This window comes from Streptomyces xingningensis, from assembly GCF_054957865.1.
The window spans coordinates 137,013-150,597 of sequence record NZ_JBDJPF010000003.1; the positions used below are offsets into that span (position 1 = coordinate 137,013).

The following is a 13,585-nucleotide window of genomic DNA, read 5'->3' on the forward strand; positions in this document are numbered from 1 at the left end:
CCGGTGTCTCGTGGATCCGCGACCGCCGATCCGTCGTCCCGAGCGATGCCGGGTAGCCTGGACGACGGCGCCCCGGCCGTCAACACCGTTGCCCGGCTGGCGAGTTGCGCCTGGGCGAACGGCCGTCACCGGCCGGGTCTCGTCCTGGCCGAACGCGGAAAGCCGGGCCGGGCCCGCTCGGCGCTGGAGCTGCTGCCGGCCCGGTGCGGGCCCTCGGTGCTCATCCGCCCGCTGGACCTGCCGGCCGTGGAGGCCGCCGGGGCGATGATGCGGCGGTACGCGCTGGAGGACATCGCCCTCGCGCACACCGCCGCGATCGCGATCCCGTCGGGCTGGACCGTGTTCACCACGGATCCGGGCCGCTACCAGCCGCTGGGGGCTGCCGTCGAGGTGTTCGGCCTGGTCTGAGACCGCCCCCGGACCGCGCGCCGCATGCAGGTGCGCGGCCACCGGTCCAGGCCGTGGGCGGCCTCCCGGCGCCGGATCTCCAGCAGCCCCGGGGTGAGGGCGCCCTCGTCCAGCCGGTGGAAGCCGCAGCGGGCGTAGTAGGGCGCGTTCCATGGCACCTCGGCGAAGGTGGCCAGGGTCAGTGCCGGAACGCCGTCGGCGGCGGCCCGGTCCGCGAGGTGGTCCAGCAGCGCCCGCCCCACCCCGCGCCGGGCGTGGTCGGGGTGCACCGACACCTGTTCCACATGAAGGTTGCCGTCGACGGGTTCCGCGATGAGGTAGGCCATGGGAACACCGGCGCCGTCGAGCGCCGCCCAGGCGAGCCCGGCCCGCGCGAAGCGGGCCAGTTCGGCGAGCGGAGGGGGGTCGTCGTCGGCGATCTCCGGCATGCCGATGTCGCGGAAGCGCCGGCCGGCGGCCCGTTCTATGTCCTGCAGCCGGGGAAGTTCTTCGCTGCGGACGGTTCTGATCAGCATCCCTGCAGTCTCACCGCAAACACCCTTGCGCGCCGCACATTTTTCAGTGGACGTCAGTAGTGGACGTCAGTAGACGAACGGCACCAGCCGCTTGGTATGGCGGCGGTACTCGGCGTACGCCTCGCCGAACGCGCCCAGCAGCAGCCGCTCCTCCGCGTTGATGCGCCAGGTGTACGCCACCGCCAGCAGCACCGCTGTCACCGGCAGGGCGATCCAGCTGCCCAGCCCCAGCGAGTACCCCGTCCACACCAGCAGGCTGCCGCAGTACCCGGGGTGCCGGATCAGCCGGTACGGGCCCTCCCGCACCACCCGCTGGTCGTCGATGGTGCGCAGGGTGCGGGTGTAGAAGCGGCCGAGGGTGCGCATTCCCCAGGCGCGCAGCCCCAGGCCCACGGCGACCAGGACGACCCCGGCCCAGCGCCAGCCGGTGGGCACCCGGCCGAACGGCACGGCGGACAGCACCGCGTTGACCACCACGACCGCCGCATAGGAGGCGAACAGCAGCCGGGTACTGGCGCGGTCGCCCACGTCACCGTGCCAGTCGGCCGTACCGGAATCCTCGCGGCGGCGCAGCAACAACTCATACGCCACCCATAGCAGCAGACCGAGGATCGACAGCAGGCTCGGCAGCGACACGGTGGGCTCCTCAATGGGCAGATCGTGAAACCTCCGGAAACCTCCACTCAAATTACGCCCAAGGCGGCGGCCGTGCCAGACCCTGGGGCGCTGGTACGGTAGAAGGCACTGTTCAGTGCACAATATTGACCGTGGAGCGCTCATGGCCACTGCAGACACCGCCGATATCAAGGCCTGGCTCGACGCCGTCGTCATCGACCCCGCCGTGCGGGAACTGCGGCCGGACTACCGGGTGTTGGTGATCGCCGCCGAGGGGCTGCGCCCGGGGCCGGGCGACGGGGCGAGCGAGCGGCTGCTGGTGGCGGCCGAGGAGGGCGCCCGGGCGTGGCTCGCGGGCACGGCGGTGGAGGAGCACCCGCATCTGGCGGCCTGGCGCGAGGCGTTCCGCGCCTTCGGCGCCAAGCCGCAGCGCACCAGGCCCAGCGCCGAGGCCCTGCTGCGCCGGGTGGGCGCGGGACTCCCGCGGGTGGACCGGCTCACCGACATCTACAACGCGGTCTCGGTGGCGCACGTACTGCCGCTCGGCGGCGAGGACTTGGACCGCTATGCCGGCGCGGCACGGCTGGTGCGCGCCACCGGCGAGGAGTCCTTCGAGACGACGGCGGGCGGCGAGGCCGTGATCGAGCACTGTCCGCCGGGCGAGGTCGTCTGGCGGGACGACGCGGGCGTCACCTGCCGCCGCTGGAACTGGCGCCAGTGCACCCGCACCCGGCTCACCCGCTCCACCACGCGCGCGGCGTTCATTCTGGACGCGCTCGCTCCGCTGGACGACGACGGGCTGGCCGCCGCCGGTGACGCCCTCGTCGAAGCTCTCGTGGCGAGCAGTCCGGGCGTGACCGTGGCCTCGCGCCTGGTGCCGGGCACCTGAGCGAGGCGGTGCCGGGCAGCATCAGGGCGAGCTGGACGAGCGCGCCCAGCGCCATGGCGGCCCATACCCCGTTCACTCCGGCCAGACGTGACAGCCCGTATCCGGCGGGCAGTTGGAGGGTGAGGCCGAGTCCGGTCGCCACCATCAGGGCCCGGCCGAGCTGGTACGACGGCTGCGCGAACCCGGCGAGGCGGAGATCTCCGACCAGCTCAGGTTCTTCACGGTGGCCGCCTTTCTGCACCGCCTCCCCGACCCAGCCCAGCAGGCGGCGGTGCTGCGCCGCAGGCTCGCCTTCCTTCAGGCACCGAGCAGCTTCTTCTACGACCACCGGGGCGCGCCCGTCACGGCCGAGCAGGAGCCGAACCCCTTCCGGCGCGGCATGTTGCTGGTGGCCCGCGCCTCCGGGCGGGCCGAGCAGGATTGGCTGGCCGAGACCATCGCCGGTCTGGAGCGGCGGGCCGGAACCGGCTGATCGGGCGGATTCGGGGAGGTGACGGCGTCCGGCGGTGACCACCCCGCCGTCCGGCCGGCGGGGCGCGCCCGCTCCGGCGAGCGCCGCGGCACGCGCGTCCGCGTCCACCGGGCGGCTTGGCCGCCGCCCGGGTGGGAATGCTCGCCGGGTGGCGGGCAGTGGTGAGCGGCAAGTACGGCGGCGCTGGGGGCGGTTCTGGCTGCTGATGACGCCCGCCGTGCTGGCCGCGTGCGCGGTGCTGGCCGCCACCGCGCGCGGGGCGCTCGCGGCGTCGGTGGTGGCATCCGGTTCGGCGTTCAAGGTCTCCGCCGACCGGATCTCGGGCCGGGGCTTCCTGGCGACCCCCGGAGTGGAGACGGACGAGGAGAACGCGGGGGCCGGACGCCCCGTGCTGGTGGTCAGCGCCCATGAGGCACAGGTGCGCAACCTGTGTGTCAGCGTGCTGGTCCCGCTGCCCGTGGGGCAGGTGACGGTACGGATGACGGCCGGCCGTTCCGCGCCCGCGCGGGCCACCACGCTGGTGGTGGACACCGATCAGATCGAGGGCGACGTCCGGTTCACCGGTGTCGAAGCCCAAATCCCGGGAGACCGGAGGGGATTGGTGGCGCAGACGACGGGGCTGGTCATGGACCATCCCAAGTTCACCGGCTGGAAGGGCACCGCAGGATCGTTCCGGTTGCGGGACGTGAGCGTGCATCTGACGCCCGGAGCGCACGAATGTTTCTGAACCGGCGGCCGAGCCGGCGCCTGGCCGTGTGGTGCCGGCAGCGGCCACTCGGCTCCGCGGTCCTGACCGCCGCGGCGGGTACGGAGATGATGCTGCTGCCCTTTCTCGGCACACCGGCCGCCCTGCTGCGGCCGGGCATCGCGGAGCAGGCCGGTCTGGGCGTGAGCCTGCCGCTCCTCCTGGTCGGCGTCGTCCTCCTCTGGTTCCCGCAACTGCACGCCGTCGGGGGGATCGCGGCGGTCGTCCTGGCCCTGCTGGCCCTGCTCGCCTGCGACCTCGGAGGGCTGCTGCTGGGCACCGCGCTGGGCATGACCGGGGGCTGTCTGGCCTTCTCCTGGTGCCCGCCGCGGACCACGGCCGCCCGACCCGACCGGTGACCCACGCCCGACGAGGCAGACCACGGAGAGCCCGGTGTTTTCTTCCGCCTACGCCAAGGCAGGCATTCACGACGCCGACCTGAGCGCCGCCTACCGGGTCTGCCGACGGATCGTCCGGCAGACCGGATCCACCGACTACGCGATCACCCAGCTGATCGCCCCGGCGCTGCGCCCGGCGGCCTGGGCCCTGTACGCGGCCGGACGGACGGTCGACGACCTGACCGACACCGCGACCGGCCCCCGGGACGACCGGGCCGCCCGGCTGGACGCCTGGACCACCGCCTTCGAGACCGAGCTCCAGCGGGGCACCAGCGGCGACCCGGTACGCCGGGCGCTGATCCACGCCGTGCAGGCATGGCACCTCGAACCCGGCGACCTGCGGGTGGCGTTCCTGGCACTGCGCAGCGAGGCCCGGGGAGGACTGCCCACCGACTGGCAGCGGTGGAGCGCCCACGCCGGGCGGCTCTTCACCTCCTCCTTCGCACTCCAGGGCCTGCTGGCGCTGGGCAGCGCCGGGTTGCAGGTGCCGCTGCGGGTGCGGCACCACCAGGCCGTGCGGCAGTGGGTCGACGCGGTCTTTCTCATCGACGCGCTGGAGGACCTCAGTGCGGACGCCGCCCGAGGTCAGGTCGGCTTTCCCACCGAGGAGTTGAGGCGTCATGGCGTCACCGTCACGGATCTGGCCGAAGCGCGCTGGACGCCGGCCGTGGCCGCCCTGCTCGGGCATCTGGGGGAGCTGGCCCGGCGCTGGCTGGACCAGCCCGAGCTGGCCCTGGGCCTGCCGCCCGCCCTGGTCGTCATCGTGGACGCGGTGACCGACCTGCACCGCCTGCGGCTGCGGGTCGCGCTCGGCTCCGGGCCGCGCCTGCTGCGCCGCAAGCCGCGGCTTCGCCGGCACTCCCGCTGGCGCGTTCTGCTGCCGGCCCGCGCGAAATCGGCTCTCGCCTGGCGGCTGTCCCCGCTGTCGGTTCCCCAGCCGGTCCCCCGCCAGGAGGCCCGCACGGTGCAGGTCATCCCGCCCGGTCCGTACCGGCCCCCGCCGCATCCGTCCGGCGTCCGCCCACCGGCGCTGCCGCCCGGCCGGCTGCCACGGCATGTCGCGGTCATCATGGACGGCAACGGCCGGTGGGCCACGGAGCGCGGCCTCCCCCGCCAGGAGGGCCATCGCGCGGGCGCGGCGGCCCTGCGCGATGTGATCCATGGAGCGGTGGAAATCGGGCTGCCCCATCTGACCGTGTACGCCTTCTCCACCGAGAACTGGAGGCGCCCCGTCGAGGAACTCATCGCCCTGCACGAGGTGCTGGGCGAGCTCATGGACGAGGCGGACATCGTCAGCCTGGGCATCCGCGTCCGCTGGGCGGGCGAACCCGCCGGACTGCCCCTGGAGCTCTTCGACGCACTGCAGCGACAGGAAATCGCCACCGCGCACCACACCGGGCTGACCCTCACCGTGTGCGCCAACTACGGGGGCCGCAGCGAACTCGCCCGGGCGGCGGGTGCGCTCGCCCGCGCCGCCGTGGCCGGGCACCTCAACCCGGCCCGGGTGTCCGAGCGACTCCTCTCCCGCTATCTGCTCCACCCGGACCTGCCCGATGTCGACCTGCTCTGGCGCACCGGCGGCGAGCGCCGGATCTCCAACTTCCTCCTCTGGCAGATCGCTTACGCCGAACTCCACTTCACGGACGCCCACTGGCCCGAGGCCGACCGCCGCGACCTGTGGCAGGCAGTGGCCGTCTATGCCCACCGCGAGCGCCGTTACGGGGCCGCTCCGGGCCATCCCGGGACATGAAGGATCACCGCAGCGGCAGGCTCAGTGCTGCGGTGGCGCCGCCGCTTCCGGCTCGATGTGGGCGGCGGCCCGGCGGTGGGCCGGGCAGCAGCCGGGAGGCTGTTCCGGTGCGGGGCCGGTGACCAGGGCCGGCACCTGGCGGGATTCCGGCGACCCGGGCGTCACGGTGAGCGGCTCGCCGCAGTGCCGGATGTCCAGGGCCTCGCCCTCGAGCAGGGTGTAGGTCGCGGTGGTGCCGGTGATCTCCACCCGCAGCCGCCGCTCCCTGATCTGCACGGTGAAGGCCAGCCGGCCCAGTTGCTCCGGGAGCCGGGGGGCGAAGGCGAGCACCCCGCCGCCGTGGTCACGCATGCCGCCGAACCCCATGACGAGCGCGAACCAGGTGCCGGCCAGGGAAGCGATGTGGATGCCGTCGCGGGTGTTGCCCTCCAGGTCGAAGAGGTCCATCATGGCCGCTTCGCCCAGGTAGTCGTAGGCCAGCCGCATGTGTCCGACCTCGGCGGCCATGGTGGCCTGGCTGCAGGCGGACAGCGAGGAGTCACGGACCGTCAGCTGTTCGTAGTAGGCGAAGTTGCGGGCCTTCTGCTCCTGGGTGAAGGCGTCGCCGCGCAGCACCATGGCGAGCACCAGGTCGGCCTGTTTGATGACCTGTTTGCGGTAGAGGTCGAAGTAGGGGAAGTTCAGCATCAGGGGGTACTGGTCGTCCTTGGTCCCGGCGAAGTCCCACACCTGGTGCCCGGTGAAGCCGGTGGACTGTTCATGGACGCCGAGTTCGGCGTTGTAGGGCAGTGTCATGCGCAGTGCGGCGTCGCGCCAGGCGGCGGTCTCCTCGTCGTCCACCCCCAGGGCGCTCGCCGCGTCCGGGTGGCGTTCGGCGGCCGCCGCGGCCGCCCGCAGATTGTTCTGGGCCATCAGGTTGGTGTAGAGGTTGTCGTCCGAGATGGCGCTGTATTCGTCGGGTCCGGTGACGCCGTCGATGTGGAAGTCGCCGTGGTGGTCGTGGTGGCCCAGGGAGCGCCAGAGCCGGGCGGTCTCCACCAGCAGTGGCAGTCCGACCTCCTGCTCGAAGGCCTCGTCGTCGGTGGCGGCGGTGTAGCGCACCACGGCGTCGGCAATGTCGGCGTTGACATGGAAGGCGGCCGTGCCCGCGGGCCAATAGGCCGAGCATTCATCGCCGTTGATGGTCCGCCAGGGGAAGGCGGCGCCCTGGAAGCCCAGTTGGCGGGCGCGTTCCTGGGCGGCCGGCAGGGTGCTGTGGCGCCAGCGCAGGGCCTGTTCCACCGCCTGCGGGGCGGTGTAGGTGAGCACGGGCAGGACGAAGGTCTCGGTGTCCCAGAAGCAGTGCCCGTCATAGCCGGGGCCGGTGAGTCCCTTGGCGGGCAGGGCCCGCGCCTCGCCACGGGCTCCGGCCTGCAGGACATGGAACAGCGCGAAGCGCACCGCCTGCTGGATCTCCGCGTCGCCGTCGACCTCGACGTCGGCGCGGGCCCAGAAGTCGTCCAGGAACTGGCGCTGTTCGGCGAGCAGCCCCGCCCAGCCGGTGCTCCGGGCACCCGCGAGGGCGGCGTCCACCTGGTCGTGCACGGCGGACACGGAGCGGGCGGCGGACCAGCCGTGCGCGACGAACTTCTCCATCCGCAGCCGCTGTCCGGACCCCAGCCTGGTGGTGACGGTGAGCCTGCTGAGGTGCTCGCTGGACTCGGCGGAGACATCGGTCTTCTCCGGGCCGTCCACGACGTGGTCGGCCGACACGGCGACCTTCAGGCCGCTGCGGGCGGTGCGGTGCAGCAGCCGGATCCGGGTGCCGAGGGCGGCGTGCTGCTCGGAGGCCAGCGGGTCCTTGAGCGCGGCGGACGTCCGGGGGTCGCCCATGGTCTCGGGCAGCTGCTCATTGGCGACCAGTTCCGACTGGATGACGATCCGTACGTCCCCGTCGAGCGGCTCCACCTCGTAGGCGACGGCCGCCACCGCGCGCTGGGTGAAGGAGACCAGCCGCGTCGACCTGACCCGTACGCTGCGGCCGCTCGGCGAGGTCCACTCGGCCGTGCGGTGCAGCAGGCCGGTGCGGAAGTCCAGCACCCGCTCGTGCCGGTGCAGCTTGCCGTAGCGCAGGTCGAAGGGCTCGTCGTCGATCAGGAGCCGGATCAGTTTGCCGTTGGTGACGTTGATGATGGTCTGGCCGGATTCCGGGTAGCCGTAGCCGGCCTCCGCGTACGGCAGTGCGCGGAACTCGAAGACGCCGTTGAGGTAGGTGCCGGGCAGGCCGTGCGGCTCACCCTCGTCGAGGTTGCCGCGCCAGCCGACGTGGCCGTTGGAGAGGGCGAAGACCGACTCGCTCTGGGAGAGCACATCAAGGTTGAGTTCGGTCTCGCGCAGGCCCCAGGGGTCGACCAGATAGGCCGGATGAGTGATCACTTCGCGTCTCCCAACAGTTCGGCGAGGTCCCGTACCACGACGTCCGCACCGTGCTCGCGCAGTGCGTCGGCCTGGCCCACCCGGTCGACGCCGATGACGAAGCCGAAGTTCCCGGACCGGCCGGCCTCCATCCCGGCCAGGGCGTCCTCGAAGACGGCGGCCTGGCCGGGGGTGACCCCCAGCGCGCGGGCGGCGGCGAGGAAGGTGTCCGGGTGCGGCTTGCCCGGCAGGTGCTGTTCCTTGGCGACCACTCCGTCGATCCGCACCTCGAAGAGGTCGGCGATGCCCGCCGCGGTCAGGACCTCACGGCAGTTGGCGCTGGAGGAGACCACGGCGCGCCGCAGGCCCGCGGCCCGTACCGCCTCGACATAGCGGACGGAGCCGGGAAAGGCCGCCACCCCCAGTTCCTTGATCTTCTCCAGCACCAGGGCGTTCTTGCGGTTGCCGATGCCGTGCACGGTGTCGGCGTCGGGCGGGTCGTCGTCGCCCCCTTCGGGAAGGCGGATGCCGCGGGAGGCGAGGAAGGAGCGCACCCCGTCGGCCCGGGGCATCCCGTCGACATAGGCGTCGTAGTCGGCGACGGGGTCGAACGGCCGGAAGCCCGGCCCGTCGCGCTGGGCGAGAAAGGCGTCGAACGTCTCCTTCCAGGCCGCGGCGTGCACGGTCGCCGTTTGGGTGAGCACGCCATCGAGGTCGAACAGACAGGCGCGGACGGGATCGGGGAGGCCCAGGGTGGTCACGGTTCTTCCCCTTTCCCGGGATCACCCTCCGGGTGTCCGTGCGTCCGGTGAATCACTCGTTCAGCGCGTGGTCACGGCGGCGCCATAGGCCTCCGCCGCCGGGCCCAGCCGCAGCGCGGCGTGCGAGGTGACGGTGTGCACATCCCGCCAGGCCCGCTGGAGTCCGCCCGAGGCATCGCCCGCGTGCGACCCGCCGGTTCTGAACAGCCGCTCGACCGCGGCGGTCACCGACTCGGCGGCGACGGCCGCATCGCGCCGGGCGCGGGCGACGGCCGCGGCGGTCACCGGGTCGTGGTCGGCGCGCCGGGCGGCCTCCCGCAGCAACAGCCCGGCGGCGTCCAGTTCCGTGGCCGAGCGGGCCAGTGCCTCCCAGACGGGGGCCGCGACTGCGGCCGGGCCGCCCACGGCCCGGCCGGCGACCGCACCGGTCCAGACGGCCAGCGCATGCCGGGCGGCGCCGAGCGCCGGGGCACAGAGCAGCAGCCCGGCGCCCAGCTCGGGGGGCACCGCGTGGCACCGGGCCCGGCCGGGGGCCGGGTCGCCGCGCACCAGGTCGGCCAGGGCGAAGCAGCGGTGCTCCGGCACCCGCACCGCATCGAGGACGACATCATGGCTGCCGGTGCCCCGCAGGCCCACGGCGTTCCAGGAGTTCGTGATCCCGACCTCGCCGCGCGGTACGGCGAAGACCAGCGGACCCGCGCTCCCGTGCGGGTCGGGGGTGGCCACCAGCAGCCAGTCGGCGTGCTCCACTCCGCTGGCGAAGCGCCAGGTGCCGCTGACCCGCCGGCCGCCGGGGACCGGCTCGGCCGTTCCGGTGGGCGGCATGATCGCGGACGAGATCCTGGCGTCCGGCGTCTTGCCCCACAGCTCGCGCTGCCCCTCCTCCGGCAGCGCCGCGGCGAGCCTGCCGTGCCAGGCCCACAGCATCGCGCACCAGCCGGTGGAGGTGCAGCTCTCCGCCAACTCGGCTATGGAGTCGAAGAGTTCGGTGAAGCCGCCCTCGTCGCCACCCCAGCGCCGGGGGACGAAGTGCCGGGGGAATCCGGCCTCGGTGATGGCGTCCACCGTGCGCGCGGCGAGGCGGCCGGTCAGGTCCGCGGCCGCGGCGTCGGCCGCGGCGATGGCGGAGACGGCGGAAACGGTGACGGCACGGTCATGGTCGGTAGCGGAGATCATCCTTCGATTCTGCTCCATCCTCACCGGATCGGTTCATGGTAGTGCCGGCACCACCATGAACAAGAGGGGTTGCCGGCACCAAAGACGCACTGTGCGGCAGGCGGTGAGGTGCGCGGCCGTCAACCGCCCCGGCAGTGCCGGGCGATGGTGCCGCGGCGGTCGCCGATGGCACGGTCGAGGTTGGTGGCGGCGCTGATCAGCGCCAGGTGGGTGAAGGCCTGCGGGAAGTTGCCCCGGGCCTCGCCCGCCGGGCCGATCTCCTCGGCGTAGAGGCCGAGATGGTTGGCATGAGTGATCATTTTCTCGAAGACATAGCGTGCCTCCCCCACCCGGCCCGCCCGGGCGAGGGCCTCCACGTACCAGAAGGAGCACAGGTTGAACGTGCCCTCCCGGCCGGCCAGCCCATCGCCGCCGTCGGCCGGGTAGCGGTGCACCAGGCTGTCGCTGACCAGGTGTTCCTCGATCCTGCGCAGGGTGGACAGGAACCGCGGGTCCTTGGGCCCGGCGAACTTCACCAGCGGCATCACCAGCAAGGAGGCGTCCAGCGTGGGGGTGTCCGCGCTCTGGCAGTAGGCGCCGAGCTCCGGCGCATAGCACCGGTCCTGCACATAGCGGTATGCCTCGGCGGCCGCGTCCCGCCACCGCTCGACGGGAGCGGGCATTCCCCGGTGCTGGGCGATGCGCAGCGCCCGCTCGAACGCGACCCAGGTCATCAGGGCGGAGTAGGTGAAGCGTTGCCTGCCGCCACGGGTCTCCCAGATGCCGTCGTCCGGTTCCTCCCAGTGTTTCTCGAGCCATTCGAGCTGCCGGGTCAGGGCCTCCCACAGCTCATAGGAGATGGGCTCGCCGTGCTTGTTGTAGAGGTAGACGGAGTCCATCAGCTCGCCGTGGATGTCGAGTTGGGTCTGCAGCGCGGCGGCATTGCCGATCCGCACCGGGCGGGCGCCGCGATAGCCCTCGAGGTGGTCGAGCACCGTCTCCGGCAGCTCGGCCCGCCCGTCGATGCCGTACAGCACCTGGAGTCCGGCGCCCGGCGGCACCTCGACGCAGCGCTGGTGGAGCCAGTCGATGAAGGCCGCGGCCTCCTCGGTGAAGCCCAGCCGCATCAGCGCGTAGAGCGTGAAGGCGGCATCGCGGATCCAGGTGTAGCGGTAGTCCCAGTTGCGGCTGCCGCCGATGGACTCGGGCAGTGAGGTCGTCGGTGCCGCGACCAGGGCGCCGGTGGGCTGGTGGACGAGGAGCTTGAGGACGAGTGCGGAGCGTTCGACCGTCTCCCGGTACCGGCCGTGGTAGTCGGACTGGCGCAGCCAGCCGTCCCAGTACTGGAGGGTGCTGTCCAGCAGCCGCGACGCCTCCGGGCCGCCGATGCGCCGGAGCGTACCGCCCCACTGGGCGGCGAGCTCCAGCGTCTCGCCGGGCTCGAGGGTGACGGTGGTGTGCGCGGCCCCGCCTTCGGCGTACAGCGGTGCGGACGAGCACAGGGCCAGCGATCCGGCCGGGCTCTCGAAGAGGGCTCCGGCCTCCGGGACGACGGTCACCGTGTGCGGGACGCGGCCGTAGTCGAAGGCGGGGCGGCAGTGCACATCGACGGTGGCCCGGCCGCGCAGCACGCGCATCTGGCGGACGATCCGCCGGGTGCCCGAGGACGGGCAGGCGGAGCTGTCCGGGACCATGAAGTCATACAGCTCGGCGACGGAGTGCTCGGACAGGAAGCGGGTCAGAAGGACATTGGAGTCCGGCATGTACATCTGCTTGGTGCGCTCGACCTCGCGGACCGTCATGGTGAAGGAGCCGCCGCGCCGGGCGTCGAGCAGGGAGCCGAAGACGGCGGGTGAGTCGAAGCGCGGCAGGCAGCACCAGTCGATCGTGCCGTCGACCCCCACGAGCGCGACGGTGTGCAGGTCGCCGATGATCCCGTGGTCCTCGATCGGCAGATAACCGGGGGGCCGCGTTCCGAGATCGTGCTTCATGGTGTCCCTCCTTGGCGGGACAGGTCACCCCTTCCGTTATACCTCCGTGGCTGCGCGCATGCCCCGGGCGGCGGTGGCCTCCATACTTGAGACAGCGAGACGGACGGAGGCGTACCGGGCGATGACGGTCACGGTGGCCCTGGCCGGGGACACCATGCTGGGGCGCGGGGTCGCCGAGCGGCTCGAGGAGGCACCCGGGCCGGAGGTACTGCTGTGTGACGAGCTCCTCGAACTCCTCGCGGGTGCCGATCTGTTCGTCCTCAACCTGGAGTGCTGTGTCTCCGGCCGGGGCGAGCCCTGGCCCGCCCCGGGCAAACCGTTCTTCTTCCGTGCCCCGCCGGCGGCCGCCGCGGTGCTGGCGGAACTGGGCGTGGACTGTGTGACGCTGGCCAACAACCACGCCCTGGACTTCGGCTTCGACGCCCTGGCGGACACCCTCGCGCTGCTGCCCGAGGCCGGTGTCCGGGTGGTCGGCGCGGGCCGGGACGCGGCCGCCGCCCGGGAGTTCGCGGTGCTGGAGGCGGGTGGGCTCCGGCTGGCCGTGGTCGGTGCGACCGATCATCCGGAGGACTTCGCGGCGGGTGCGGACCGCCCCGGGGTGGCCTTCGCGGACCTCCGCCGGGGCATGCCCGGCTGGCTGCCCGCCACGGTGGCACGCGCGACCGAGGCGGCCGATGCGGTGCTGGTCACCCCGCATTGGGGGCCCAATATGACCGTCCGGCCGCCGCGGCACGTCCGGGAGTCGGCGGCGGCGCTGCGCGCGGCGGGAGCGACGCTGGTCGCCGGGCACTCCGCGCATGTCTTCCATGGAGTGGCCGACCGGATCCTCTATGACATGGGCGACTTCGTCGACGACTATGCGGTCGATCCCCGGCTGCGCAATGACCTGGGGCTGCTGTTCCTGGTCGCCTTTGACGGGCCTTCGCCGGTGCGGCTGGAGGCGGTGCCGCTGTATCTGGACCACTGCCGCACCACGGTGGCCCGCGGTGACGACCGGAGGTGGATCCGGCACCGGTTCCACCACGCCTGCGCGGCACTCGGCACCGCGGTGCCGGCGCGGGAGGACGGCCGGCTGGTGGTGGACTGGGCGCGCCCCGGCGGCTGACCGGTCAGCGCTCCTCGCGCAGGACGAGCGCGAGCAGCCCCGGGAAGCGGGCGTCGAACTCCGCGCTCCGCAGCCGGTTGACGCGTCTGGCGCCCTGGTCCCGCTGCTCGACCAGGCCTGCCGAGCGCAGCACGGTGAAGTGGTGGCTGAGGGCGGCCTTGCCGACCGGCACGTCGAAGCTTCCGCAGGAGCGCGACCAGTCGGCGCCGGCGGCCAGCTCCCTGACCAGCAGCAGCCGCACCGGATCGGCGAGCGCCGCGAGCGCGGCCTGGACGGTCACCTCTGCGGGGTGGGTGTGCACCGGTGCGGTGCGGTGGCCGCAGTGGTCGGTCATGTCCTCGCCTCCCTTGCCAAGTGTTCGATCAAAATCATACAGTCACGATGTTC

The 13,585-nt window shown here is 72.8% G+C and carries 14 protein-coding genes; 7 read left to right on the plus strand and 7 right to left on the minus strand.

Annotated features, from left to right (window positions below; genetic code table 11):
• Positions 1-45: 45 nt before the first annotated feature.
• Positions 46-408: a hypothetical protein gene (locus ABCR83_RS02845; RefSeq protein ID WP_462692963.1), complete on the plus strand. Its 363-nt coding sequence runs from the start codon at positions 46-48 to the stop codon at positions 406-408.
• Here the strand turns inward: ABCR83_RS02845 and ABCR83_RS02850 are convergent.
• Both ABCR83_RS02850 and ABCR83_RS02855 read right to left on the minus strand, forming a co-directional pair.
• Positions 363-923 carry a GNAT family N-acetyltransferase gene (locus ABCR83_RS02850; protein ID WP_462692965.1) on the minus strand — a complete coding sequence of 187 codons (561 nt, stop codon included), beginning with the start codon at positions 921-923 and terminating at the stop codon, positions 363-365. The two genes, ABCR83_RS02845 and ABCR83_RS02850, sit on opposite strands and share 46 nt — an antisense overlap.
• A gap of 66 nt (positions 924-989) precedes the next feature.
• Positions 990-1,559, minus strand: a complete 570-nt coding sequence (locus ABCR83_RS02855) for a methyltransferase family protein (RefSeq protein WP_462692967.1) — start codon at positions 1,557-1,559, stop codon at positions 990-992.
• Positions 1,560-1,701: 142 nt separating this feature from the next.
• Here ABCR83_RS02855 and ABCR83_RS02860 point away from each other — a divergent pair, with 142 nt between their 5' ends.
• The 5 genes from ABCR83_RS02860 (at position 1,702) to uppS (ending at position 5,792) form a co-directional block, all read left to right on the plus strand.
• Positions 1,702-2,427: a B3/B4 domain-containing protein gene (locus ABCR83_RS02860; RefSeq protein ID WP_462692969.1), complete on the plus strand. Its 726-nt coding sequence runs from the start codon at positions 1,702-1,704 to the stop codon at positions 2,425-2,427.
• A 112-nt stretch (positions 2,428-2,539) separates the two neighbouring features.
• Complete coding sequence (locus ABCR83_RS02865) at positions 2,540-2,899, plus strand: hypothetical protein (RefSeq protein ID WP_462692971.1); 360 nt, start codon at positions 2,540-2,542, stop codon at positions 2,897-2,899.
• Positions 2,900-3,047: 148 nt separating this feature from the next.
• Positions 3,048-3,626, plus strand: a complete 579-nt coding sequence (locus ABCR83_RS02870) for a DUF6230 family protein (RefSeq protein WP_462692973.1) — start codon at positions 3,048-3,050, stop codon at positions 3,624-3,626.
• Positions 3,617-4,003 carry a DUF6114 domain-containing protein gene (locus ABCR83_RS02875; RefSeq protein ID WP_462692975.1) on the plus strand — a complete coding sequence of 129 codons (387 nt, stop codon included), beginning with the start codon at positions 3,617-3,619 and terminating at the stop codon, positions 4,001-4,003. The genes ABCR83_RS02870 and ABCR83_RS02875 overlap by 10 nt, the downstream gene beginning before the upstream one ends.
• Before the next feature lie 34 nt (positions 4,004-4,037).
• Positions 4,038-5,792: a polyprenyl diphosphate synthase gene (uppS, locus tag ABCR83_RS02880; RefSeq protein ID WP_462692977.1), complete on the plus strand. Its 1,755-nt coding sequence runs from the start codon at positions 4,038-4,040 to the stop codon at positions 5,790-5,792.
• Between the two features lie 21 nt (positions 5,793-5,813).
• Here the strand turns inward: uppS and ABCR83_RS02885 are convergent, their stop codons facing one another.
• The 4 genes from ABCR83_RS02885 to ABCR83_RS02900 all read right to left on the minus strand — a co-directional run bounded on the left by ABCR83_RS02885 (position 5,814) and on the right by ABCR83_RS02900 (position 12,093).
• The gene (locus ABCR83_RS02885) at positions 5,814-8,207 is read right to left on the minus strand and encodes a glycoside hydrolase family 65 protein (protein WP_462692979.1); all 2,394 of its coding nucleotides are present in this window, start codon (positions 8,205-8,207) and stop codon (positions 5,814-5,816) included.
• Positions 8,204-8,947 carry an HAD family hydrolase gene (locus ABCR83_RS02890; protein WP_462692981.1) on the minus strand — a complete coding sequence of 248 codons (744 nt, stop codon included), beginning with the start codon at positions 8,945-8,947 and terminating at the stop codon, positions 8,204-8,206. The genes ABCR83_RS02885 and ABCR83_RS02890 overlap by 4 nt, the downstream gene beginning before the upstream one ends.
• A gap of 60 nt (positions 8,948-9,007) precedes the next feature.
• Positions 9,008-10,123, minus strand: coding sequence for an acyl-CoA dehydrogenase family protein (locus tag ABCR83_RS02895; protein WP_462692983.1), 1,116 nt, complete (start codon positions 10,121-10,123; stop codon positions 9,008-9,010).
• 119 nt (positions 10,124-10,242) lie between these two features.
• Positions 10,243-12,093: a glycoside hydrolase family 15 protein gene (locus ABCR83_RS02900; protein ID WP_462692985.1), complete on the minus strand. Its 1,851-nt coding sequence runs from the start codon at positions 12,091-12,093 to the stop codon at positions 10,243-10,245.
• Positions 12,094-12,214: 121 nt separating this feature from the next.
• Here ABCR83_RS02900 and ABCR83_RS02905 point away from each other — a divergent pair, with 121 nt between their 5' ends.
• Positions 12,215-13,198 (plus strand): CapA family protein, encoded by a 984-nt coding sequence (locus ABCR83_RS02905; RefSeq protein ID WP_462692987.1) that lies wholly within the window; start codon positions 12,215-12,217, stop codon positions 13,196-13,198.
• A 4-nt stretch (positions 13,199-13,202) separates the two neighbouring features.
• Here ABCR83_RS02905 and ABCR83_RS02910 read toward each other — a convergent pair whose 3' ends face one another.
• The gene (locus ABCR83_RS02910) at positions 13,203-13,532 is read right to left on the minus strand and encodes an ArsR/SmtB family transcription factor (protein WP_462692989.1); all 330 of its coding nucleotides are present in this window, start codon (positions 13,530-13,532) and stop codon (positions 13,203-13,205) included.
• Positions 13,533-13,585 lie beyond the last annotated feature (53 nt).